The following is a 22,689-nucleotide window of genomic DNA, read 5'->3' as shown; positions in this document are numbered from 1 at the left end:
CTACTCGGAGGGCGCCGGCTCGACCAGTGTGACCTTCGCACGGGTGAGGACCGTCTGAGGGGAACCGGCGTACTCCTCTTGGGCTTTCACGGTCGCCGTCAGCAGTACCGTGTTGCCTTCGTCGAAGCGGTCGCCCCATTCGCCGGTCGTGAACCATACGGCCGTCTTGCCGTCTTCGTCACGGAAGGACAAGAACCACTTCTCCGGCGCCGGGTATCCGTACTCGCTGAGACCGAGATACGTCATCCGGTTCACCGTTACGGGCAGGTCCCGCAGACGCTCACCGACCTCGCCGATGAACCCAGGCACGACCTCAGCCTTCGCGGAGGCTTTCGCCTGCTCACGGTGGTAGGCGGAGACAGCCGAGACAGCGATGCCGACATGCTTGCGGCCCACGTAGCGGTCCGCTCCGGCCAGCACGGCACGGAGGTTGTCGACGTAGTTGGACACCTCTGCGGGCTGCTCAGTGACCCATGCGAGAATCTGGCGGGCACGCTCGAGCCGCTCAGGGTCGGCACTGTCACCGAGTCCGTGGGAGATACGGCCGAGGGCTTCGCTGACGAGGGCGGCAGTCGCGGGTGTCTCTACGCTGCCATGCTGGCGGGACACGAACTTGCGGCCTTCGTCACTGACCTCTAGGGCGGTGTAGATGACGTCCACGGCGCGAGCTACCAGGTTCGGGTCGCTGAATGAGCGGTAGGTCTCGTCGTCATCGAGCTCGCCGACCGCATCGAACATGAGCGCCCACAGGCCATCGGGCTTCACTCCGAGGAAGGCTTCCAGGCAGGTGGACCCGACCTGAATGGTGTTGTCGCCGTTGACGACCGTGTAAACGGTCCCCCGGCGGCGGTTCTGCCCGCAGTGCTCGCATCGCATGCTGGTGGCAGGAGCGGCGGAACCGTAGCTGACGATGTGGCCGTCCGGGGTCGCCTGGTGCGCACCAGCGAACCGCCAGCCGGCGTGGGCGATGCTCGGAGCGTTCAGCTGGAACCGGAGCATGGAGCGGCGGTACGGATGGTCCGGGTCGGGCTCGGCGATGAACTCCTTCAGGGCAAGCATGACGAACTGCTCGTCGATGCCGAGCTTGCGCAGACGTCGATTGGCGCGGGTGATGCGCTGCTCTGCGATGCTCCGAGCCGACGCGGGGATGACGTATGTCGGCTGATAGGGGGCCTCGTCGCTCAGCTGCTCGTCCATGCTCCGTTCATGCGCGGGGTTTTGACGCCGCAGGCGACACGGCTTCCGTCCGGGCGAGCGCTGCATCAAAGCCTGCCGCGTAACCCCTCTCGAACGCGGCATCGTTCGCGTCTTCGGTGAAAGAATCCCACCCCGAAGCTTGAGCACACGTACCGTCGTGGCCTTCCTCGGCTGCACACACGCCGCGCCCGCACGGCACGAACTCACTCACCATCAGGAACCTCCTCGGCGTCGCCTGCGGGTCGCCGGCGGATGACACAGGTGTCCACGTATCGGCCTCCACGCTGCCGGATGCCCTCGGCTCGTTGGCGGAGATTCTCGAGGTCATCGCCTTCGAACTCCTCGCTGCCGAGGGCATAGCGGATGCCGTACTCCCACTCAGCAGGGCCTTCCTCCTTGGGGAGGTCGCGGCCGATGGTCACGCCGCAGTCGCCGCAGACTTCGAGGTTGGTGTTGAGCGGGTCGTTGGCGATGACTTTTCGGGCTCCACAGCATGCACAGCCCACAACAAACTGACGGCTTCCGAGGCCCTCGATAGTGCCAAGAGAGCTGAGCGCACTCAGGAACCGCTGGAACTCGGCGTACGACTGAGAGCCGTACACGTCATCTCGCTCATAGCGGTCCCGCATGTACGCGTCACGGACGCTGTCGACGGTGGGCGTGACATCGGTCACTGGGAAACCTCCTCCGTTTGTGGGGCGAACAGGACACGGATGCGGGGGACGGAGTCCTGCCAGGCAACGGTGTGGGCGCTCTCCGCAGCGAAATACGTCGAGTCGAGGTCCCTCCATTCGCCGGAGGTGAGCTTTCGCCAGGCACCGTCCGAGCCGTCCATGACGACGGAGCCGCGCGGGAGCGCGTCCATGACGGCGACGCTCGCGGCGGCGATGCTGAGGCTGTCCTCAGGGTCGCTGCGCTCGACGCTGACTTCCGTGGGGGCTTGTGCCTGCTGTGCGGCGTCGTAGAACACGCGAAGCATGTCATCGAGTGCTGCTTGTGCGGCAGCGACGGTCACATGCGCCTTCATCTCGGCTTTCGCCCACGCAATCAGCGCATCACGTTGCTCCATGAGTCATCTATGCGCGGTCAGCTGCCGGCACGGGCGACCACCACGCGGTACATCCCCGTCATGAGTATCGCTGAACGTGAATCACGCCGCCGCAGCAACGGGCAGTTCGGACCGAGCGAACGCACTGCGCCTGAGGTCTCCATCCGGCCCGCACCGAACCCAGACTTCTCGAAAGCGATGCACGCGCTGCGCTCATCATCCGCCGCTCAACCGCACGACAACCGCCCGCATCGGCAACGGTCGCGTGCAGATGCGAAACGAGCGTCCATCCGCGACGGCGAGTAGCTGCTCTACGCGCGGTACTCACGGACGGGGATACGAAGCCGGCGTGCGCTGTTGACCGCACCCTGGGTGCCCTTGTTCGCGGCGCCTTCAGCGAAGAACGCGAGCACTTCGTCGACACCGCTGGCGAGCATGGCCTCATTGCGGGCGAAGCCGGCCCTCTTGTCGTAGTTGCCGCGGCCCGGGTGCGAGGCGACAAACAGTGCTTCATCCCGGTAGTAGGCAGGGAGGTTCCCCACGCGCGGTCCATCCGTGTTGTGGGGGAACAGTCCCGGCTCGGCGCGACGCCACAGCGCAGGCCATGCCTCGGCTTCTGCATTGTGGCTGTGCTCGGTCAGCCGGGCGGCCATTGCGTCGGCCCCTGACGCGGCCCCGTGAACGAGCACCATGCGTCGGCCGTTCGCGCGGGCTCGGGCCCCGCGGAGGGCGTTCAGCATGACAGTTCGCTGTTCGGCACCATGGGTGGGGTCGGTGCCGTAGATGCGGCCGCCAGTCACCATGACGCGGTAAGGGGCGGCGTCCTTCGCGGACACCGCCCCTTCCTGGACGCCCATGGGTCAGCGTGCCCCGTGGGAGGCGAGCCGGCTGAACGTGTCCTGCTTCTTGTCGGCCGGAAGCTGACGGAACAGGTAGTCGTAGTCCGGCTGATACGCCGGGTTGTTCGGGTCGTAGTCCTTGTCGGCGCCGAGGTCTTCCAGGAGTGCGAGCTCGCGAACCTTGCCGCCATCGGTGACGATGACCAGGACGGTGGCGAGCACACGGTGCCCGATGAGGTTCTTGGCGCTCTGCATGAGGTCCCGCGCCGCCCCGTTGCTGAGCAGGTCGCTGCGGCTGTACTCCTGCCCCTGCGGGTTCCACCTCGGGTGTGTGCTCATCGACTTGACGTAGATGATGCCACGGCCGGGGCCCGTGCCGTTGCCACGGTCGGTTCCGGCTTCCTTGTCGATGCCGATGAGGGTGCCGTAGACGGGCTTCACGTCCTCCAGCTGAGCGAGCTTCTTGCGGAGCGCGCTCTCCGGGGAGAGCACCTTCATGAGCCGCCAGAACTGCTGCGTAACGGCCCCCTCGGAGGCGTTAGGTCCAGCCGTGCTGAACGCCTGAATCAGAGCCTGCTCGACCGCCTGCTCACTGAGTCCAAATGCCATGGTTTCGTGTCCTTTGTCGTTGTTTCAGGGCCGTGCAGCCCATCCCTACCTCTATGCGCGAATCAGGCTGCTTCAGCAGCCCCTGGCAGGACGGCGACGGTGGTGGAGGCGAGGTGCGCGATGGCACCCTCGGTGTTGCCTTCGTTCATCACGTAGACCCCGGACTGCAGCTTCAGGACACTCAGCGCAGTGAGGTGTTCGGCCCAGGCCGTCCACGCCGTGGTTCCCTGACCGAAGGGGGCCGGGTTACCGCGGAGCGTCGAGATGACGATGGTGGTGGCTTCGGTCGCTGAGTCGAACGTCCAGTCGAAACCGCCGACGAACGCCTCCCGCGCAGACCGCTCCACCACGCTGGCGAGCACACGGGCGAGAGCGGACACCGTGCCGCGGTCGATGGGCTGCTGGTGGATGGAGAGGTGAACGGCGGCGGCATCCGCGACGCGGAGTGCGGCCTTCGCGGCCCACTTGTTGGCGGGGAACGGGACGGGGGCGTTCGACATGGCAGGCTCCTTACTCGGTTCGACCGTGTGCTCGGTCGGAATGTTCATGCGCAGTGTCGCCGTGCGCGCGGCGACAGGGACCGCTTGCCCGGTTCGTTCGAGGCGTCCAACCAGCAGGGAATGCGCCCGGTCGTCCAGCCCGATGGCGAGGTCTTCGACGGACGGCATCTCCGCAGCGTGGCCGATGGCGTTCTGCGAGGTGATGCGTGCGGCGGGGCAGATGTTTGCGAGGGGGCACCAGCCGCAGAGGTTGCTCGGCTTGGTGGGGAACGCCCCGCCGTCGGCGTACGCGTTCATGTTGTCGAACTCGCGGCGGAACTCGACGAGCGTCTTCCGTTTCGCGTTTTCGGACAGGTCCGCACGGACGACCTTGCCCTGCCGTGGCCACAGCAGCGTGGCTTGCTCGGCACTGATACCGAGGGTGACTTCGATGGCGTCGTGGTAGAGCCGCATCTGCGAGCTGTAGTGGTGGGAGGGCGGGCGGACGGTCTTGCCGAACTTGTAGTCCCGGATGATGAGCCGCTTCGGGTCCCCTTCGATGCGGTCGGTTCGGTCTACGAAGCCCACGAAGGGCACGCCGTTGCTCAGCTTCACGCCCTCGATTTTCAGTTCCGTGCCGTGAACATCAACGGTGGTCGGGTCTTCGAGGGCGAAGATGCCGTGCGCCCAGGGGAGCACGGTGTCGTAGACGGTCTTGAAGAGGTTGGGGTGCTTGAACGCCTTGTGCTTGTCTGCATGCTCACGTGCGGCCTGTCGCACGAAGTCGGTGAGTGCTTCAGGGGTGCGCTCGGCGGATGCAAGCCCGTAGAAGTTCTCCTCTGCGGTGTGGGCGACGTTCCCGAGGGGAGCAGGCTCCAACGGGCTTTGCACACGGGGGAGCACCGATTTCGCGGCGAACATGGTGGGGCACTGGGCGACGTCGTTGAACGACGATGCCGAGAACTGCTCGCGCCGGATTCGACCGAGAGCCTGCTCGTTCTGCACCCGCAGCCGGTTGCCTTCGAAAGCGAACCCGGCGAAGTACGTGGAGAGGTCGGTCATGGTTGACCTATGCGCGGTTGCACCGCGGGTGCTGCGACATGCGGACAGCTGACTAGGTGATGCGTACTGAGGGGAACTCGGCGGCGAGAAGAATCCCCACGACCGGCACCGGCGTGGGCGGACGCATCCGCAAGGAGGACGTGCTGAACGCCTCCGCGGCTCCGGCCGCCGCACCCGCCGCGGCCTCTGCCCCGAAGAAGGCTCGCGAGATCTCCCCGCTGCGCGGCACCACGCAGCCGATGTCGCGTCTGCGCAAGGTCCTCGCCGAGCGCGCGGTCGCGTCGATGCAGCAGACGGCTCAGCTCACGACGGTGGTCGAGGTCGACGTCACGAAGCTCGCCGCGTACCGCGATCAGGTGAAGGGCTCGTTCCAGCAGAAGACCGGCGACAAGCTGTCCTTCCTGCCGTTCTTCGCCCTCGCCGCCGCCGAGGCGCTGCAGGAGTTCCCGATCGTGAACGCCACCGTCGACGGCACCGACATCGTGTACCCGGCCTCGGAGAACATCTCCATCGCCGTCGACACCGAGCGCGGCCTGCTCACGCCGGTGCTGCGCGATGCGGCATCGAAGAACATCGCCCAGATCGCGCACGAGATCGCCGATCTCGCCGCCCGCACCCGCGACAACAAGCTGAAGCCCGACGAGCTGGCCGGCGGCACGTTCACGCTGACCAACACGGGTTCGCGCGGCGCACTGTTCGACACCCCCGTGGTGTTCCTGCCGCAGTCCGCGATCCTGGGCACCGGCATCGTGGTGAAGCGCCCCGGTGTGGTCACGGTCGACGGCCAGCAGGCCATCGCCGTGCGGTCCTACGTCTACCTCGCGCTGTCGTACGACCACCGCACGATCGACGGAGCGGACGCCGCGCGCTTCCTCTCGTCGGTGAAGACGCGCCTGGAGGATGCGGACTTCGCCGCTCAGCTCGGCGCCTGACGACGCTCACGGGGGCCCGGCCCCTTCGGATGGCGGATTCGCGATGTCGTACACATCGCGGATCCGCCATTCGGCGTTTCTGCGGATGATCACGACCATCTGCGCCTCTTCGCCGGATCCGTTGCGGAGCGCGGCGACGTCGCCATAGTCCTCGATCAGCGCGACGGGCTCCTGCGCCAAGCGCACGGAGCGGGACGCGGCGGCGCCGCCGTCCCACACCTCGGCGCACGCCGGCTTCGGTGTGGCCTCGCAGGAGCGCGCCGCGGCGATCAGCTCACCGCCCGCCGCCTGCGGGTCCGCCAGCGATGATGCCCCGGGCGTCTGAGGACGATCCGGCACCCCGCCCGCTGCTCCTCCCCCGGCCGGGGCCGAGCTCGTCGGCTCCGCGGGCGAGGGCGAGCCGCTCCTCGACGACACGGACTCCACCGCCCGCGATGTGCGGCCGGTGGCGTCGGCGCCTCCCGTGGCGGACGGCCACAGCGCTCCGGCCACGGTGATCGCGATGGCCGCCGAAGCCGCCACGACGACGGGCCCCCTCCGCCGCCTCCGCCGCACAGACCGGCCCGACTGCTCAGCCCGCTCCGACCGCACGGGCGGTTCCGAAGACGCCCGGTGAACCTGCTCGCGTGCGCCGGGACGGAGAGCGTCCAGAGCCCGCACACACCCTCGCCCTCGCGCCACCGCACCACGGAGCACGCGCAGCGGCAGCGCCGCCCGGCGGCCGCGGCGTCCGCCGATCGCCCCGGACCTTCGCGGACCGGCGTCCACGCGCCCTGCGGAGCGCAGCTCTCGCCGCCGCGACGATCGCTCGTGCCGCGGCGATACGGGACCCACGGGACCCTCCTCGGCCGCTGCCGTCGCGAACTCGTCGACGATCAGCCGTAGCGGTCGCGGTGCGGCGACGTCCAGCAGCTCCGCCTCCCATCGTGCGGCCTCGGCGCGGAGCCGACGCGGATCGCGCAGCGCTTCCGCGAGACGGCCGAGCACGCGCCGCAGCGCACGATCCTCGATCCGCCCCTCGAGCTCGCGCAGCAGATCCATGCCCGTGGCCCGCGGCGGGCCGTCCGTATGCCGGCCCTCGGAAGCATCGATCACGAACACGGGCCGTGCCTCGTCCGTGAGCCACCAGCCGCCGTGCCGCTCGTCGCCCGCCGCGTCGTCATGCGCCTGGAGGTGATCGCCTTCGCCCCGTCGACCGCCCCCGCCTTCGGGCCGCCCGTCTTCGAGCTCGAGGACCCCGCGCAGGACGCTGACGGCGAGCGTGACCGCTTCCCCGTGCGAGATCCCGCCCGCGTCCCCCACCTGCGCGAGCGCGGTGCGCACGGTCCGCACGCACCAGGGCAGCAGCACGTCCTGCCCGTCGACCCGCAGCGCGACGTCGAGCGGCGCCGCCACGTGCTCCGCGCCCGCGAACGCCCATCCCGCCCAGCCGTGCAGCCGCTCGGCGTCCACCCGCACCGCCAGCCCGCCGGCGCGCGTGACGAGGTCGCCCTCGAACGGACCCTCGTCCTCCACGAGAGTCCGGATGGGGCGATGGGCACCCGCCATGGCGATGAGCCTGCTGCGTTCCGTCATGCCCCCATCCCAGCGCGCCGGACGCGCCCATGACGGGGGCGTCGCGCAATCCGTGTGCAGTCCGGCCGCCATCCGTCCGGTGCAGGACGAGACTGTTCGCCCAGCGCGTGCCGGTCCGCGCCGTCACACGCCCGCAGAATCGGTAGGCTGGAGGGTATGGCAAAAAGTCCCTCCGCGACGGAGAAGCAGCCCGGCTTCTTCTCGCAGCTGCGCTCGCTCTTCCGCTTCACCCGGGAGATCTACCCGTGGCTGCCCTGGGCGCAGATCGCGCTCCTGGTGGTCGGCGTCCTCGTCGGCCTGATCGTCGGCTACCTCATCCCCCCGTTCCAGATCTGGAGCCTCGTGCTGTGGGGCATCACCGGCCTGCTGCTGGGTGTGCTCGGTGCCATGTTCCTGATGACGCGTCTGTCCACGACCGCGATGTACCGCAAGATCGACGGCATGCCCGGCGCAGCCGGTCACGTGATCAGCACCTCGCTGGGCCGCAACTGGCAGGGATCCGAGGTTCCCGTCGGCGTGAACCCGAAGACGCAGGATGCCGTGTACCGCGCGATCGGCCGCGGCGGCATCGTGGTCGTCGCAGAGGGCTCGCGCGGCCGTCTCACCCGCCTCGTCAAGGACGAGAGGACCAAGGCCATGCGCGTGGCCCAGGGCGTGCCCGTGAACGTCTTCTACGTCGGTCACGGCGAGGAGGACGTCTCGATCGACAAGCTCTCCAAGACCATCAAGAAGCTCCCCAAGGCCATCGACAACGCGACCATGGCCGCCGTGATCAAGCGCATGGAGTCGGTCTCGCAGTCCGTGGCCTCGCTGCCGATCCCCAAGGGCATCGACCCGCTCAAGACGCGCGCACCGCGCCCGCGCTGAACCGCTGACGCCACGAGCGCCCGGTCCCTCACGGGGCCGGGCGCTCGTCCGTTCGGGCGGGGGTCCGCTCAGGACGACGAGTCGGGCATGTGCTCCTTGGAGAGCTTGCGCACCTTGGCGCGACGACGCCGCCGCTCCGGGATCATCGAGCGCATCTCGTCGAGCTTGCCGAAGCAGAGCAGCCGGTCCTCGTCTTCGAGCACGACGTGCTTGCGCGGGTTGGGGATGACGGTGACGCCCCGGTGCAGGGTGAGGACGGTGATGTCGCGGTCCCACAGGCCGAGGTCGCCGAGCTGCTTGCCGACCTGCTCGGCGCCGGCGTGGATGACGAGCTCCGCGACGCCGTAGCCGGTGGAGACGCTCAGGCGCTGGCGCACGTCGATCTCGGGGAAGTTGACCTGGTTCGCGATGAAGTCGATGATCGCGCCCGCCACGTCCAGCCCGGTGGCCGCCTCGATGCCCTGCAGGCCCGGCGAGGAGTTCACCTCCATGACCAGCGGCCCGTCCTCGCCCTCGAGCATGTCGACGCCCGCCACGCGCAGTCCCATGATCTGCGCGGCGCGCACGGCGGTCTGCTCGTAGACAGGGTCGAGCTGCACGGCCTCGACCGTTCCGCCCCGGTGCACGTTGGAGCGGAACTCGTCGCCGTTCGCGACCCGCCGCATCGCCGCCACCACTCGATCGCCGACGACGAGGGCGCGGATGTCCCTGCCACGGCTCTCCGAGATGAACTTCTGGATCAGCACGTTCTGCTTCGTGGAGTGCAGCGTCTCGATGATCGCCTCGGCGACCTTGACCTGCGGGGCGAGGATCACGCCGATCCCCTGGGTGCCCTCGAGCAGCTTGATGACGACGGGCGCGCCGCCGACCCGCTCGATCGCGGGACGCACGTCGGCGCGGTTGCGCACGAAGGCGGTGGGGGGCATCGCGATGTTGTGCCGGGACAGGATCTGGTTCGCGCGGAGCTTGTCCCGCGCGCTCGAGATACCATTCGCGGTGTTCGGCGTGTAGACGTCCATCTGCTCGAACTGGCGGACGACGGCCGTGCCGAAGTAGGTGATCGAGTTGCCGATGCGCGGCAGGATCGCGTCGTAGTCGCTCAGCCGGCGCCCGCGGAAATGCAGATCCGGTTCATCCGCGGTGAGATCGATCGCGAAGCGCAGGGTGTTCAGGACCTTGATCTGATGACCGCGCTGAATCGCGGCGGCCCGGAGGCGCTGGGTGGAGTAGGACTGCGGGGCGCGCGAGAGCACGGCGAGCTTCACGGTGATTTCCTGCCAGGATGTGTGTTGTGGACCGACCTACTCATTCAAGCACCCTAATCGGGTGGCGGGAGTGGGTGTCCCTCCCCGACGTCGGAATCCCCTGGATCAAGGCGAAGGTCGACACCGGGGCGCGCAGCTCGTCGCTGCACGCCCAGCACATCCGGGAGTTCGAGCGCGACGGCACCCCGTGGGTGCGGTTCGACGTCCGTCCATGGCAGGGCGCGCACGAGCTCGTCCCCGTGGAACTGCCCGTGTTCGACCGTCGCGATGTGCGCTCGTCCTCCGGACACGCGCAGAGCCGCCTGGTCGTGCTCCTCGATGTCGTGCTGGTCGGCCACAGGGTCACCGCGGAGGTCACCCTCAGCAATCGCAGCGAGATGGGCTTCCGGATGCTGATCGGCCGCGAGGCGCTGCGCCAGGGCTTCACGATCGATCCTGCGCGCTCTTTCCTGGGCGGCAAGGCGCCGAAGACGTTCCGTCGCCTCAACCAGGGCCACACCACCGCCTGAGCTGTGCAGCCGAGCCTGGCGCTCCTGCCGCCGCTGCGTCTTCGCCGGCCTCAGGCGCGGATCAGAACCGTTCCGACCGCCTTGTCGTGCAGGCCGCGCTGGTCGGCGTCGAAGATGACCGCAGGGATGACGAAGACGAGCAGCAGGGTGCGCACGATGGGTCGCCACAGGCCGACCCATGCTCCGTTCACCACGACGAGGCGGAGACCCACGATGCGATGCCCCGGGCTGCCGCCGATCGTCGGGACGAACAGGATCTGCAGCACCGCGAACACGATCATCGGCGCGAACTGAGTGAGACCCGCCTCCTTCGGCAACGCGAACTGCTGGAACCCGAGGAACGCGCCGGCGATGATCGACGCCGCCGCGTAGTCGATCGCGAGAGCCGCGATGCGCCGGCCGATCCGTCCGACGCTGCCGGGACCGGTCTTGGGGAGGCCGAGGCGTTCTCCGGGGTAGGTCTGCGCGGTGTCGGACATCCCTCAAGCCTAGGCGACGCGGCCCGCCCACCCCGCCGCGGAGCGGGCGGCACGCCCCCCTCTCAGCGGTTCAGGATCCGCTGCGCCAGCCGGTTGCCGAGGAACTGCCCGGCCTGCACGATCACGACGATGATCGCGACCGTGACCCAGGTCGCCTGCGCGTCGAACTGCTGGTAGCCGTACAGGATCGCGAAGTTGCCGAGCCCGCCTCCGCCGATGTACCCCGCCATCGCCGACATGTCGACCACGGCGATGAACATGAAGGTGTAGCCGAGGATCAGCGGGGCGAGCGCCTCCGGGATGACGACCGTGAACAGGATCGAGATCCGGCGGGCGCCGATCGCGCTCGCCGCCTCCACGATGCCCGGATCCACGGCGACGAGATTCTGCTCCACCACGCGTCCGATGACGACCGCGGCCATGATCGTCATCGGCACGATCGCCGCCGCGGTGCCGAGCGTCGACCCCACCACCGCCTTCGTCACAGGGGCGACCGCGGTCAGGAAGATGATGAACGGGATCGGCCGGATCAGATTCACCACCAGGTTCAGTGCGTGGAACAGCACGGCGTTCTGGAAGAGGTTCCCCGGGCGGGTCGCGTACAGGAGCGCGCCGAGGAGTAGGCCGGCGGCCCCGCCGATCAGCAGGGTGACGACGACCATGACGACCGTCTCCTGCACGGATTGGAGCAGGACCGGTGCGAGGGATCCCCAGTCCGAGGACGGGACCAGGAAGGCGGTTCGGACGGCGGACGCGGCAGTCATCGCTGCACCCCCGACGTCGGCGCTGCGTCCTCGAGCAGAGTCGCCCGCGTGCGCTCGGAGAGCTCTTCGACGATCGCTGCGACGACCACGCGGTCGGCGTCGATCCGGTACGTGAGCGTGCCGAGCTGCCGGCCGCGGATGTCGGTCACGCCGCCGTAGACGACCGTGCCGCGCACGCCGTGCCGGTCCAGCACCGCGGTGACGTCGTCGCTCGTGACCTCGTTCACGTCGACGCTGAGCAGCTCGCCTCCTCGTGCTCTGAGCGCCTCGAGGGTCTCGCCCTGCGGAACGCCCTGCGTGACCGCGTCGACGAAGCGCGAGGTCAGCGCAGCACGGGGGTGCGCGAACACCCGATACGTGTCCCCGTGATCGACGATCCTCCCCTGGTCCATCACGATGACCCGGTCGCACAGCTCGTGCACGATCGAGATCTGATGCGTGATCACGACCATGGTGATGCCCAGACGGCGATTGATCTCGCGGAGCAGATCCAGCACCTCCGCGGTGGTCTGGGGATCCAGCGCGCTCGTCGCCTCATCCGCGAGCAGCAGTTCGGGGCTGGTCGCGAGGGCGCGTGCGATGCCGACCCGCTGCTTCTGGCCGCCGGACAGCCGTCGCGGCCGCTGGCCGGCCTTGTCCGCGAGGCCGACGAAGTCCAGGAGCTCGGTGACCCGGGCGTCGATGTCGGCCCTGCTCCAGCCGGCGACCCGCAGCGGGTACGCCACGTTGCCGCGGACCGTGCGCGCGTGGAAGAGGTTGAACTGCTGGAAGATCATGCCGATGCGCCCGCGCAGACCTCGCAGCTCCGCTGCGGAGGCGCGGCCGACGTCCACGCCGAGCACGCGCACGGTGCCGGAGGTCGGGCGCTCCAGGCCGTTGATGAGGCGCACCAGCGTCGACTTGCCCGCGCCGGAGTAGCCGATGACGCCGACGATCGAGCCGGGCTCGACGGTGAAGCCGGCATCCTCCACGGCGACGAACCCGCCGGCGGCCCGGGATCGTCCCGGACCTCCGGCGGGATACGCCTTGGAGACGGCATCGAACGAGATGACCGATGCCATCCCGGTCAGCCCTTGGCCTTGAGCGCGGTCTGCAGCGAGGTGAGCTCCTCCCCCAGCTTCGCCGCCGTCCAGCTCGTCTGGAACTTCAGGTTCTTCTGGTTGAGCGCCGTGACGGCCGCCTCGACCTCGGGCGAGTGGTAGGCGTCCACGAGCTTCGCCCACCGCGGGTCGTCCTTCTTGTCGGCGCGTGTGACGAACACGTTGATGTACGGCGCCAGCTTCGGGTCGTCGAGGTTCTCCTTGAAGACGATGAGGTCGTCGCCGAGGCCGCCCTTCTGCGCCTGGGTGTTGTTCACGACTGCCGCCTGGGCGCTGCCGTCCTTGAGCGCAGTGACCGTCTGGTTGGCGTCGACCGGCTTGAGCGTGATCGAAGAGGTCAGCACGTCGTCCGGCGTGGCCAGCGCGCTGCCTCCGTCCTTCAGCGTGAGCAGGCCGGCCTTCTGCAGGTTGAGCAGCGCGCGGGCCAGGTTGGTCGGGTTGTTGGGGACCGCGACCGTCGCGCCCTGGGGCAGGTCCTTCACGTCGTGGTACTTCTCCGAGTAGAGCGCGAGCGGATAGACCGCGGTCGCGCCCACCGGGACGAGCGTGCCGCCGTTCTTGACGTTGAACTGCGACAGGAAGATCAGGTGCTGGAACAGGTTCACGTCCAGCGCGCCGTCCTGGACGCCCTGGTTCAGCTGGACGCCGTCGGTGAGGGCGCGCACCTCGAGGTCGATGCCCTCGGCCTTGAGCTTGCCCTTCAGGATCGTCCAGTACTTCTCGTTCCCGTCGTCGGCGCCGATCACGATGTGCTTCGCGTCCGACGAGGAGGAGGACGAGGCCGACGTGGATCCGGGCGCACAGCCGGCGAGCGCCATCATCCCGACAGCCGTCACGGCGAGGGCGGACAGGAGGCGGTTCACTCGGTGCTTGGTCATGACCAGGATCGAACCATCGTCGGCGCCTCCGCCGCTCGCGAGCACGACACGATCCGTCATCCATGGCCACACGACGAAACACGGGAAGGATCCTTCCCGGCGGTCGCAGCAACCCCCGTTGTGTAACACGCCCGAAACATTCCAGACACGATCACGTCATCCCCTCCTCGTAACCTGCTTGCAGGTCGCTCGACCGCACCCGTTCCTCCAGGAGTTGATGCATGTTCACCACCCCCGCCGACGTGCTCGCGTACATCCGCGACAACGACGTCAAGTTCCTCGACATCCGCTTCACCGACCTGCCCGGCGTGCAGCAGCACTTCAACATCCCCGCAGCGACGGTCGACGAGGACTTCTTCGTCAACGGTCAGCTCTTCGACGGCTCCTCGATCCGCGGGTTCGCGTCGATCCACGAGTCCGACATGCAGCTCATCCCCGACGTCACCACGGCGTACGTCGACCCGTTCCGCGAGGCGAGCACGCTCGTCATGCTGTTCGACATCTACAACCCGCGCACGGGCGAGATCTACAGCAAGGACCCGCGCCAGGTCGCCAAGAAGGCGGAGAAGTACCTCGCCTCGACCGGGATCGCCGACACCGCCTACTTCGCCCCCGAGGCCGAGTTCTACATCTTCGACGACGTGCGCTACTCGGTCACGGCCGGCGAGAGCTTCTACAAGGTCGACTCCGAGGAGGCCGCGTGGAACAGCGGTCGCGAGGAGGAGGGCGGCAACCTCGGCAACAAGACGCCGTTCAAGGGCGGGTACTTCCCCGTCGCGCCGGTGGACAAGACCGCCGATCTGCGCGACGACATGACGCTCAACCTGATCGACGCGGGCTTCCACCTCGAGCGCTCGCACCACGAGGTCGGCACCGCCGGTCAGCAGGAGATCAACTACCGCTTCGACACCATGGTGCACGCGGCCGACGACATCCTGAAGTTCAAGTACATCATCAAGAACACCGCCGCGGAGTGGGGCAAGACGGTCACGTTCATGCCGAAGCCGCTGTTCGGCGACAACGGATCCGGCATGCACACGCACCAGTCCCTGTGGCTGGACGGCAAGCCCCTTTTCTTCGACGAGAACGGCTACGGCCAGCTCAGCGACACCGCACGCTGGTACATCGGCGGCCTCCTCAAGCACGCGCACGCCGTGCTCGCCTTCACGAACCCGACGCTGAACAGCTACCACCGTCTGGTGAAGCACTTCGAGGCGCCGGTCAACCTGGCCTACTCCGCCGGAAACCGCTCCGCCGCGATCCGCATCCCGCTCACGGGCTCCAACCCGAAGGCCAAGCGCATCGAGTTCCGCGTTCCGGACGCCTCGGGCAACCCGTACCTCGCGTTCGCCGCGCAGCTGATGGCCGGCCTCGACGGCATCCGCAACCGCATCGAGCCGCTCGAGCCGATCGACAAGGACCTCTACGAGCTTCCCCCGGAGGAGGCCAAGAACATCCCGCAGGTGCCGAACTCCCTGCTGGACTCGCTCGAGGCGCTCCGCGCCGACCACGACTTCCTCCTCGAGGGGGGCGTGTTCACGAAGGAGCTCATCGAGACCTGGATCTCGTACAAGTACAACAACGAGATCCTCCCGATGGCCCAGCGCCCGCACCCGTACGAGTACGAGCTCTACTACGGCGTGTAGCGAATTCCCGCGGGACAACTGAGGTTAGTCCGCAGGGAGTCCGCAAAATCTCAAGAACCCGTCTCAGCATCCCCCGGCTGAGGCGGGTTCTTTCGTGCTTCCAGGACGGCCGCCACCGCAGTCCGCGAGGACTCGTCACGGTCAGGCCACAGGTGACCGTATGTGTCGAGAGTGGTCTTCGCAGAAGCGTGCCGAAGTCGAGCCTGGACCGTCTTGATGTCGAGGCCGGCCGCGATCAGCAGCGACGCGAAGTAATGCCGGAGGTCATGGATCCGAAAGTCCTCTGGCAGACCTCTCACCTTGCTGCGGGCGTCACGCCAGGCAGCTTCGATCGTGTAGGGGGCGACAGGTCGCCCAAACGCGCCGACGACGATGGCCTTGCTCTTGAAAGCGACCGGGTTCGCGTTCAGCATGAGTGCGAGATCGGTCGGGATCGGAATCGGATTCTTCGACTCCTCAGTCTTCAGCGGCTCCGCGGGGTACTGAATCGCGGGTGTAACGATCCCCCGCATAAAGTCGACATCTTCGACCCGCAGCGCCGCGATCTCCGCGACCCTCAGCCCCGCGAACGCACCGAGCAGCACAACCGGCCGAAAGTGATCCGGCAGCACGTCATGAAGCGCCCAGACCTGCTCCGTCGTCGCGACATAGGGGCGCTGCTTCGCCCCCTTCGGTGATGTCTTGCGGCTGCATGGGTTCTTCACGATAAGCCCGTCGTGCATTGCGTCCGTGAACAGTTGCGAGAGGCGCGAGTGCAGGGCATACACGTAGCTGGGAGCGTATCCCCTGCCCGAGAGCCCTACGACCCAGGAACGGACCTCAGACGGACGTACAGAGCGAATCGGACGATGCCCGAGATCCGCCTTGATCACCGCAAGGTGAGTTCTTGCCTGGCGCACGGTCGATGCCCGATTCCGCTCATAGCCCTGAATCCAGGTATCAGCCCACTCGGCAAGAGTCGTTCGAGCCCGCGCCGGGGCTAGGTGCGTTCCCTGCGCGACGGCCGATGTCTGCTCGACAAGCCACGCCTTGCCCTCGCGCTTCGTCTTGAAATGCCGCGCATGCTCGTTGTTCGCGTCGTCGCGGTAGCGCGCGCGCCAGGAGCCGTTAGGCCTCTGCTTGATGCTCGCCATGATTCGACGCGTCCCCTGGAATCAGAATGGTGGTCGTTGGATCGGCCGGGATGCCCAGATCGAAGCCAGGAGCCGTCACGACTTTGAGGCGGTCAGCGGCAAAGTCCCGACGCGCTCTAGTGACGCCAATCAGCTTGTCACTCGAGCGCAGCGTTTGTGGCTGTACGCCCAGGTCAGACAGCTTGGCCCGTGAATCCTCGAAGCCTTCAAGTCGAGCCTGCTCGATCTCAATCTCATTGCGCCACCATTGGGCAATTTCCCCGACATCCAGCGTCAGATAGCCAGCGACCCAGGCGCGGATCTCATCATCGATCAAACTCTTGGGAACCGCCGTGGGAACAACCGCATCCCCGCCGCCAAGTAGAAGTTCAGTCGGGCTCGCGCACAGCGCTACCGAGAGCGCCATGAGGTCATCAACGTCGACACGGCGCTGCCCGTTCTCTAGACGGCTCAGTGCAGACTTCGCGATAGGCCATCCGACGCTGGCGAGCCGTTCAGACGCCGTCGCTAGATCAATGCCGAGGGCCTCGCGGGCACGCCGAACATGCTGCCCGATCGCGAGACCCGTCAGTCCCTTGTCCTGCCCGCGCACCCGATCTTCTGATCCCATAACTAGGAATCTACATCCCTTGTCTTGCATCCGCCACTTTTCCGAGGTAATCTCAACGAGTCCCACTAAGTGGGACATGATTGCGAAAGAAGGAATCATGGGTGATCGCATTCTGTTTGTCGACGACGTGGCGGAGCGACTCCGAAGGTCTTCCGCACAGGTCCGATGGATGATCCAGAACGGAACCGCTCCCAGACACGCGAAGATCGCTGGACGCGTTTGCTTCCGGGAGTCGGATGTTGAGGCCTACATCGAAGCCGCCTTTGCGGAGGCAGGATGACCTCAGCAAACGGTGGCGCTGAAGCCTCGCGCGACTACTACCCCCTGACCTACTGGGACCCAACAGGGGAGACCGCTGTGCGGAATCTCATGGGCCGGTCGGTGCAGGTCACCTGGGAGAACGGGGCGACCATCCATCTCGACATCGAGACCATTCGCCCGCTCCTTAGAGTGCTCGACTACCAGATGTCCCGCAAAGGGCACATCTGGGGGCACAAGAAGAAATCCCCGGCGGCAACCGGGGATCAAAACCAGAACCCAACCATCACGAAGGAGAACTGACTATGCCAACGACTGTAGCAGAGGAACGCAAGGCGCCACAGAAGCCTCACGACAGACTGGCGGCGATCGATGAGGAGCTCTCCGTCCTGGCGGCGGAGCGAGAGAACGTGTTTGTCGACGAGTGCGACCATTGGCGCGGCCGCGGATACGAGGCATACATCGTGCCGAGCAAGAAGGGCATCGAGCTGCGCCACTGCGTGCTCGTGAGCGAGTTCCTGTGCTCCTACAGCAGTGACACCGGGTGGCGCAGTAGCTGGGTGGTCGAGCAGCAGTACGTGGGCTACGACGATGACTACGAGCTTGGCGTGTACGCAGATGGCCCGTTCGTGTGGATCCGGCGCGGCGAGTTTGTCGTAACGCTCACCGACGGGAAGCGCGCGGTGGTAGTGAGAGTCAGGAAGACCAAGCCGACCAAGAAGCAGCTGAGTAGATCCCACGCCAGGATTCGCAACGCGGCCCGACGTGAGCACATGCGCGTGTCCATCCACGGAGACGTGGTGAAGCTCGTGAGCCCAATGAACGACATCGTCTTCGAAGGAGATGCGAGTTCTGCGGCGCTGTGGCTGGCAGGCATCACGGCGGACACGGTCATCGTGCCGGAGGTGATCGGGCGATGAGCGAGGGCACATGCCGGTTCGCGTGGTGTCAGACCGACGCCGATGAGCACGCAACGGATCCGAGCCGCCACACGCGCGAGCTCGGCTACGGCATGCTCCTCTCGGTCGACACGGATGGACACCCAATCGCCAACTGGATGCCGGACTGGTCCGAGTGGTGGATCAACCACCCTGAGGAAGTGGCGGAATACGTCAAGGTTGCCGACATGCTCCACGAGCTCAAGAGCGACTACGGGACCTTCCGGGACGCGCTAATGGCCGACCCTCAGTTCGCCGAAGAAGTAGCGACCGTGCGGGCGCAGGATCAGCGGATCGGAGGCGACAGTTGATGCGCTCGCCATCGCCATTCCACGCACCGCCTGGCCTCGCCAATGCACAGGCGAACAACAACCTGCGGCTGCTGCGCTCGGAGGCTCCGACGTGGGTGTTCGACCTGCTCATCCCGTACATCGACGCACGCATCGAGGAACGAGTCGAGCGCACACCGATGCGACCGGCACGCGGACGCCCCACTCCCCCATCAACAGATGAAGACCGAATTCTCGACTTCCTTGGAGTCGACCCTACGAGACGAAGGAAGCGATGACACTTTCCACCTACAACGACGACAAGCAGTACGAGATGATGGCCGCCCTGCTCCCCGGCGAGAACGAGAACACTCCCGATGCTGGATCAGTCATCGACGACCTGCGGCAGATTCTGTTCTTCTGCTATGAGTACACGATCGACCGCAACACGCCCAAGGAAAGCACGGCAGGCGATCTGGCGGACGCGATTGTCGCGTACCTCTTCAACGCGTGGAACGGCAAGGCGCTGGACTTCGAGCAGCAGGTGAAGGACTCCTACCTTCGCATCGGCCTCATGAAAGCCGAGGACGAGTCAGATCCGCACACAGATGAGGAGCCGACAGTTGAGCCAGAGACCGCGGCAGTCAGCTGACTAAACGCCGACAAGGCCCGCACCCCGCGTCCAGGGGTGCGGGCCGTCATCTTGGAGGTGAGACATGACATGGACACGACTCGATGACACGTGGACCGACAAGCCCCAGCTAGAGGAGCTCGACTTCGCGACGCGGTGGCACTACCTGGCCATGATTCAGTTCTGCAGTCGGAACGAGCGCCACGACGGGCTGGTTCGCAACATCGACGCCCGACGCTGCTCCGACGTTCCCGACGCAGCCCGGTGCCTGGCCGCGTTGGCGACGGCGAATCTCATCCGCGTCGAAGGAGGCGCGTATCGCATTCTCGGAATCGCGGAGCACGTTCCGCCCGAGTGGGTAGCTAAGAAGCGGGAACGTGACCGCGACAGAAAGCGGCGCGAACGAGCCCACAAGGCCGGCGACCACTCGCTATGTGGAGAGACATGTACCTCGGCGAATGTCACGACGACAGTCACACCGAATGTCACGGCGAACGCCGGGACGGGACGGGACGGGACGGGACGGGCTGATACAACAGGGGGTTCTACCGAAACGATCGAATGGGAGACTGCGGTGCCTGGCCGTCCTGACCTGAAGGTGGTGTCGGGATGAGGCTCTCCGGAACAGAAGCATCCGCACCCGCGTACACCCTTCCCCACTCGTCCCGTTGGGGCCAGCGGTTCGAACAGCATCTCGACCAGGTGCCGATGCTCCTCGAGGTTCTTCGCGGAGCACGCGGAGGAGTGCATGCTGCTCGTACGGATTCGGAACGGGTCTCCGGCGGTGGAGGTATGGCCCCCTCGCCCCTTCGGGAGACGCCGGTGGACGATGCAGACGATCTGTGGGCCGCATTGGTGGAGTACATCGGCGAAGTCGCAGAACGACTGCAGGACCCCGCTCCCGCTGCTGTGGGAGCCACGTGGGCTATCGACGAGAACGCGAGGGGTCTCCCGTCATGGATGAACAGCGAGCTGGCGTATGTCGCCGGCTTCGCCCTCGTCGAATGGCTGATCAGTCGAGCGGCTGAGGTCAGTGAGTTGAGGATGCGTGACTCGGAGGAGTTCCTGTTCGCCCTGGTCCGGAAGCTGCAGTCGCGCTACGTGCTCGACCCGATCGAGCGGCCGGCGCACCGACGAACATGCAGCGTGTGTGGCGAACGGGCAGTGATCGTGTCGTGGGTCGTCGACGACACTGGCGAGGCCGCGTGTCGGGTCTGCGGCGCTACATACGGCACGGAGGCCATTCAGCATGGAGAAGCCGATGGGTGAGCCGCTGACGTACTTCCAGGCCGCTCGTCGGGTGCGTCGCTCAGTGCGGACAATCAAACGCTGGAGACGAAACGGGATGCCGATGGGATGGGCGGACGGGCACAGGGTGGTCGATGAGCCCGTACTCCTCGCATGGTGGCGTGACCGGATGTCCGCCGACCCAGTCCATCAGCTCCGAATCGTCCGAGGCATGGACGGTAACTAGTCGGGTATCCCCGGTGGAGCATGGTGGCACGCCACCGGGGATACCGGCCACCAACATGTCTTGCGCTTGCTCACCCGGGGGTAGCGCCCCGCTACGAGGTCGCTCGGTTGCGGTCGCGTCGGTGGACACTCTCGAGCCCCATCCGTACGGTCAGAGGCAGGAGGTCCCAACGGCGGGGCCCTGTATTTCAAGGGGGAACCATGAAGAAGAAGATCGCAATCGGTCTTGCCGCACTGGCCGCGCTGATGGGCGGCGGAGTCCAGGCAGCTCAGGCCGTCGATTTCGGAGAATACTACTTCTTCTCGACCGAGAGCGCCTGCCTCGGTGCGATGGATCGGATGCAGCGGAGCGGCTTTGTGATCACCGCGTACTGCGCCTATCGGCCACAGCAGGGCAGCAGTCTTGCCTGGTCGTTCGCCGCGCGCTGATCCGCCGCGACGCGGAGAGCCGGGCGAAGATCTCGGCGCCGGTCGCGCGCGACGGGTTCTGATATGCGCGGGGATGAGCCGGCGTGAAGCCGAGCTGGCGACGTGGGGTCCTGCCGATTAAGTCACTAAGCACTGTATAGTCAGCTTGTGCTGACTATAGCTTCTCGCCTCGACGTTATGAACCGGATCGGTAGAGCGATGGCGGATCCGAGCCGCTCCCGGATCCTCCTCGCACTCCTGGACCAGCCCGGCTACCCGGCCGAACTGGCTCGGGACCTCGGACTCACCCGCACCAATGTGTCGAACCACCTGACATGTCTTCGCGGATGCGGCCTCATCGTTGCGACTCCTGAGGGCCGGCGCACACGGTACGAGATCGCGGACCCGCACCTCACCCAAGGTCTCCAGCAACTCTTGGAAGCCGTCGTTGCCGTCGACGAAGGCGCCCCCTGCACTGACGCGCGATGCGAGTGCTGCGCATGACCCTCCAGCGCGATGCGGCCCGCACAGCCACGCTCCAGCGCCGTATCCGATGGATCGTCGGTATCACCATCGGCTACAACCTCATCGAGGCAATCGTGGCCATCGCCACTGGCTCGGCGGCGTCATCAGCTGCGCTCATCGGATTCGGTCTGGATTCCACAATTGAGGTGCTCTCCGCGGGAGCGGTCGCTTGGCAGTTCACCCGCCGGGACCCCGAGCGTTGGGAGAAAGGCACGCTCCGCATCATCGCCGTCGCTTTCTTCGCCCTAGCCGCTTACGTTACTGTCACGTCGGTCCTCGCACTTGCATTAGGTATCGAGGCCGAGCACTCGCCAGTCGGCATCGTCCTCACCGCGCTGAGCGTCATCATCATGCCGTTCCTATCGCTCGCCGAGCGTCGCGCTGGAAGAGAACTTGGATCGGCCACCGCGGTTGCCGACTCCAAGCAGACCCTGATCTGCACGTACTTGTCCGCGACGGTCCTCGTCGGGCTGCTATTCAACAGCGTCTTCGGCTGGTGGTGGGTGGACTCGATCGCGGGTCTCGTCATCGCGATCTTCGCTTTCCGAGAGGGCGTGGAGGCTTGGAAGGGCGACGCCTGCGCCACGTCTGTGGGGATGCTCCTCGAAGACAGCGCGCACGACCATTGAGAGGGCGACGGCACTCCTCGCCTTGGCGTACAGGCCAAGATCTCGGCGTCAGTCACGCCCAACGGGTTCTGATCCGGGCGGGCATGAACCGGCGCGAAGCCGACAATCAGGCGCAGATTGGGATGGGAACCTCACCCGCGGCCGGCGTTGTCGCAGCAGCGGGGGTGAGCGTTCCCATCAACCAGGGCCGTGTACCAGGGCGCACCCCGGTAACCCAGTTCGGCCCTTGTCTGGAGGCTACACCCGGACCAGGGCCGGCATAACCCCGATCAGCAGGTAACGTGCGGTCGCATGCTGCTATCCGGTGCTCGCGCGGATCGTGCTGCGTTGCTCCAGGAGCGGGCAGGTGAACACGTCACGTTCTCCCAATCCGACACGGTTGATGTAGCGGACCACGATCGCGTAGGAGTGAAACAGCCCGACCTGCGTGTAGGTCACGTCGTGCGCCTGGCAGTATGCGGCGACCACGGGGGCGGCGCGGCGCAGGTGCGGGCGCGGCATCGAGGGAAAGAGGTGGTGTTCGACCTGGTAGTTCAGACCCCCCATGGCGATGTCGAGGAAGCGGC

At 66.6% G+C, this 22,689-nt stretch carries 28 protein-coding genes and 1 pseudogene; 14 read left to right on the top strand and 15 right to left on the bottom strand.

Going from position 1 to position 22,689, the window contains the following annotated elements; genetic code table 11:
* The 6 genes from B7X32_RS03725 to B7X32_RS03700 all read right to left on the bottom strand — a co-directional run bounded on the left by B7X32_RS03725 (nucleotide 1) and on the right by B7X32_RS03700 (nucleotide 5,234).
* Nucleotides 1–1,197, bottom strand: coding sequence for a hypothetical protein (locus B7X32_RS03725; RefSeq protein WP_292716231.1), 1,197 nt, complete (start codon nucleotides 1,195–1,197; stop codon nucleotides 1–3).
* A gap of 203 nt (nucleotides 1,198–1,400) precedes the next feature.
* The gene (locus B7X32_RS03720; RefSeq protein ID WP_292716228.1) at nucleotides 1,401–1,871 is read right to left on the bottom strand and encodes a hypothetical protein; all 471 of its coding nucleotides are present in this window, start codon (nucleotides 1,869–1,871) and stop codon (nucleotides 1,401–1,403) included.
* The gene (locus B7X32_RS03715) at nucleotides 1,868–2,266 is read right to left on the bottom strand and encodes a hypothetical protein (RefSeq protein ID WP_292716225.1); all 399 of its coding nucleotides are present in this window, start codon (nucleotides 2,264–2,266) and stop codon (nucleotides 1,868–1,870) included. The genes B7X32_RS03720 and B7X32_RS03715 overlap by 4 nt, the downstream gene beginning before the upstream one ends.
* 290 nt (nucleotides 2,267–2,556) lie before the next feature.
* Nucleotides 2,557–3,081, bottom strand: coding sequence for an SLOG family protein (locus tag B7X32_RS03710; RefSeq protein WP_292716222.1), 525 nt, complete (start codon nucleotides 3,079–3,081; stop codon nucleotides 2,557–2,559).
* A 24-nt stretch (nucleotides 3,082–3,105) separates the two neighbouring features.
* Entirely contained in the window at nucleotides 3,106–3,693 is a 588-nt protein-coding gene (locus tag B7X32_RS03705) for a hypothetical protein (RefSeq protein ID WP_292716219.1), read from the bottom strand.
* 62 nt (nucleotides 3,694–3,755) lie between these two features.
* Nucleotides 3,756–5,234 carry a PD-(D/E)XK nuclease family protein gene (locus B7X32_RS03700; RefSeq protein WP_292716216.1) on the bottom strand — a complete coding sequence of 493 codons (1,479 nt, stop codon included), beginning with the start codon at nucleotides 5,232–5,234 and terminating at the stop codon, nucleotides 3,756–3,758.
* 101 nt (nucleotides 5,235–5,335) lie between these two features.
* Here B7X32_RS03700 and B7X32_RS03695 point away from each other — a divergent pair.
* Nucleotides 5,336–6,166 (top strand): annotated as a pseudogene (locus B7X32_RS03695) (2-oxo acid dehydrogenase subunit E2); the annotation flags it as partial.
* A 6-nt stretch (nucleotides 6,167–6,172) separates the two neighbouring features.
* Here the strand turns inward: B7X32_RS03695 and B7X32_RS03690 are convergent.
* Entirely contained in the window at nucleotides 6,173–7,741 is a 1,569-nt protein-coding gene (locus B7X32_RS03690) for a hypothetical protein (RefSeq protein WP_292716213.1), read from the bottom strand.
* A gap of 156 nt (nucleotides 7,742–7,897) precedes the next feature.
* Here B7X32_RS03690 and B7X32_RS03685 point away from each other — a divergent pair, with 156 nt between their 5' ends.
* Nucleotides 7,898–8,608 (top strand): DUF4191 family protein, encoded by a 711-nt coding sequence (locus B7X32_RS03685; RefSeq protein WP_292716210.1) that lies wholly within the window; start codon nucleotides 7,898–7,900, stop codon nucleotides 8,606–8,608.
* A gap of 68 nt (nucleotides 8,609–8,676) precedes the next feature.
* Here B7X32_RS03685 and B7X32_RS03680 read toward each other — a convergent pair whose 3' ends face one another.
* On the bottom strand, nucleotides 8,677–9,873 hold the full coding sequence (locus B7X32_RS03680) for a RimK family alpha-L-glutamate ligase (RefSeq protein ID WP_292716208.1): 1,197 nt from the start codon (nucleotides 9,871–9,873) through the stop codon (nucleotides 8,677–8,679).
* Nucleotides 9,874–9,890: 17 nt separating this feature from the next.
* Here B7X32_RS03680 and B7X32_RS03675 point away from each other — a divergent pair, with 17 nt between their 5' ends.
* A complete protein-coding gene (locus tag B7X32_RS03675) occupies nucleotides 9,891–10,382 on the top strand; it encodes a RimK/LysX family protein (protein WP_292716205.1) in 492 nt (163 codons plus the stop codon).
* Between the two features lie 50 nt (nucleotides 10,383–10,432).
* On the opposite strand, the gene B7X32_RS03670 is transcribed toward B7X32_RS03675, so the two are convergent.
* The 4 genes from B7X32_RS03670 to B7X32_RS03655 form a co-directional block, all read right to left on the bottom strand.
* Nucleotides 10,433–10,861 carry an RDD family protein gene (locus tag B7X32_RS03670; RefSeq protein WP_292716202.1) on the bottom strand — a complete coding sequence of 143 codons (429 nt, stop codon included), beginning with the start codon at nucleotides 10,859–10,861 and terminating at the stop codon, nucleotides 10,433–10,435.
* Nucleotides 10,862–10,923: 62 nt separating this feature from the next.
* Nucleotides 10,924–11,625: an ABC transporter permease subunit gene (locus B7X32_RS03665; protein ID WP_292716199.1), complete on the bottom strand. Its 702-nt coding sequence runs from the start codon at nucleotides 11,623–11,625 to the stop codon at nucleotides 10,924–10,926.
* Nucleotides 11,622–12,686 (bottom strand): methionine ABC transporter ATP-binding protein, encoded by a 1,065-nt coding sequence (locus tag B7X32_RS03660; RefSeq protein WP_292716196.1) that lies wholly within the window; start codon nucleotides 12,684–12,686, stop codon nucleotides 11,622–11,624. The genes B7X32_RS03665 and B7X32_RS03660 overlap by 4 nt, the downstream gene beginning before the upstream one ends.
* A gap of 5 nt (nucleotides 12,687–12,691) precedes the next feature.
* Nucleotides 12,692–13,663: a MetQ/NlpA family ABC transporter substrate-binding protein gene (locus B7X32_RS03655; protein ID WP_292716193.1), complete on the bottom strand. Its 972-nt coding sequence runs from the start codon at nucleotides 13,661–13,663 to the stop codon at nucleotides 12,692–12,694.
* A 161-nt stretch (nucleotides 13,664–13,824) separates the two neighbouring features.
* Here B7X32_RS03655 and glnA point away from each other — a divergent pair, with 161 nt between their 5' ends.
* Nucleotides 13,825–15,249 carry a type I glutamate--ammonia ligase gene (gene glnA / locus B7X32_RS03650; RefSeq protein WP_292716190.1) on the top strand — a complete coding sequence of 475 codons (1,425 nt, stop codon included), beginning with the start codon at nucleotides 13,825–13,827 and terminating at the stop codon, nucleotides 15,247–15,249.
* A 50-nt stretch (nucleotides 15,250–15,299) separates the two neighbouring features.
* On the opposite strand, the gene B7X32_RS03645 is transcribed toward glnA, so the two are convergent.
* Both B7X32_RS03645 and B7X32_RS03640 read right to left on the bottom strand, forming a co-directional pair.
* Nucleotides 15,300–16,382: a site-specific integrase gene (locus B7X32_RS03645; RefSeq protein ID WP_292716187.1), complete on the bottom strand. Its 1,083-nt coding sequence runs from the start codon at nucleotides 16,380–16,382 to the stop codon at nucleotides 15,300–15,302.
* Nucleotides 16,357–17,091, bottom strand: a complete 735-nt coding sequence (locus B7X32_RS03640) for a helix-turn-helix transcriptional regulator (protein ID WP_292716184.1) — start codon at nucleotides 17,089–17,091, stop codon at nucleotides 16,357–16,359. Before B7X32_RS03640 ends, B7X32_RS03645 begins: the two co-directional genes overlap by 26 nt.
* On the opposite strand from B7X32_RS03640, the gene B7X32_RS03635 reads away from it, so the two are divergent.
* From B7X32_RS03635 to B7X32_RS03590, 10 genes are all read left to right on the top strand, one after another.
* Entirely contained in the window at nucleotides 17,069–17,272 is a 204-nt protein-coding gene (locus B7X32_RS03635) for a helix-turn-helix domain-containing protein (RefSeq protein ID WP_366246941.1), read from the top strand. The two genes, B7X32_RS03640 and B7X32_RS03635, sit on opposite strands and share 23 nt — an antisense overlap.
* Nucleotides 17,269–17,553 carry a hypothetical protein gene (locus B7X32_RS03630; protein ID WP_292716176.1) on the top strand — a complete coding sequence of 95 codons (285 nt, stop codon included), beginning with the start codon at nucleotides 17,269–17,271 and terminating at the stop codon, nucleotides 17,551–17,553. Before B7X32_RS03635 ends, B7X32_RS03630 begins: the two co-directional genes overlap by 4 nt.
* 2 nt (nucleotides 17,554–17,555) lie before the next feature.
* Nucleotides 17,556–18,170 carry a hypothetical protein gene (locus B7X32_RS03625; RefSeq protein WP_292716173.1) on the top strand — a complete coding sequence of 205 codons (615 nt, stop codon included), beginning with the start codon at nucleotides 17,556–17,558 and terminating at the stop codon, nucleotides 18,168–18,170.
* Entirely contained in the window at nucleotides 18,167–18,499 is a 333-nt protein-coding gene (locus B7X32_RS03620) for a hypothetical protein (protein WP_292716170.1), read from the top strand. The genes B7X32_RS03625 and B7X32_RS03620 overlap by 4 nt, the downstream gene beginning before the upstream one ends.
* 253 nt (nucleotides 18,500–18,752) lie before the next feature.
* Nucleotides 18,753–19,109: a hypothetical protein gene (locus B7X32_RS03615; RefSeq protein WP_292716167.1), complete on the top strand. Its 357-nt coding sequence runs from the start codon at nucleotides 18,753–18,755 to the stop codon at nucleotides 19,107–19,109.
* Nucleotides 19,110–19,173: 64 nt separating this feature from the next.
* The gene (locus B7X32_RS03610; RefSeq protein ID WP_292716165.1) at nucleotides 19,174–19,701 is read left to right on the top strand and encodes a hypothetical protein; all 528 of its coding nucleotides are present in this window, start codon (nucleotides 19,174–19,176) and stop codon (nucleotides 19,699–19,701) included.
* A gap of 209 nt (nucleotides 19,702–19,910) precedes the next feature.
* A complete protein-coding gene (locus B7X32_RS03605; RefSeq protein WP_292716163.1) occupies nucleotides 19,911–20,357 on the top strand; it encodes a hypothetical protein in 447 nt (148 codons plus the stop codon).
* Between the two features lie 405 nt (nucleotides 20,358–20,762).
* Complete coding sequence (locus tag B7X32_RS03600) at nucleotides 20,763–20,990, top strand: hypothetical protein (RefSeq protein WP_292716161.1); 228 nt, start codon at nucleotides 20,763–20,765, stop codon at nucleotides 20,988–20,990.
* A 147-nt stretch (nucleotides 20,991–21,137) separates the two neighbouring features.
* Entirely contained in the window at nucleotides 21,138–21,473 is a 336-nt protein-coding gene (locus B7X32_RS03595; protein WP_292716158.1) for a metalloregulator ArsR/SmtB family transcription factor, read from the top strand.
* Entirely contained in the window at nucleotides 21,470–22,123 is a 654-nt protein-coding gene (locus tag B7X32_RS03590; RefSeq protein ID WP_292716155.1) for a cation transporter, read from the top strand. The genes B7X32_RS03595 and B7X32_RS03590 overlap by 4 nt, the downstream gene beginning before the upstream one ends.
* A 297-nt stretch (nucleotides 22,124–22,420) precedes the next feature.
* Here B7X32_RS03590 and B7X32_RS03585 read toward each other — a convergent pair.
* Nucleotides 22,421–22,689 (bottom strand): fatty acid desaturase (locus B7X32_RS03585; RefSeq protein WP_292716152.1); only part of this gene is annotated, 269 nt, incomplete at its 5' end.

Source organism: Microbacterium sp. 13-71-7, from assembly GCF_002257455.1.
In the GTDB taxonomy this organism is placed as follows: Bacteria; Actinomycetota; Actinomycetes; order Actinomycetales; family Microbacteriaceae; genus Microbacterium.
This window is presented reverse-complemented; position numbering and strand designations above follow the sequence as displayed.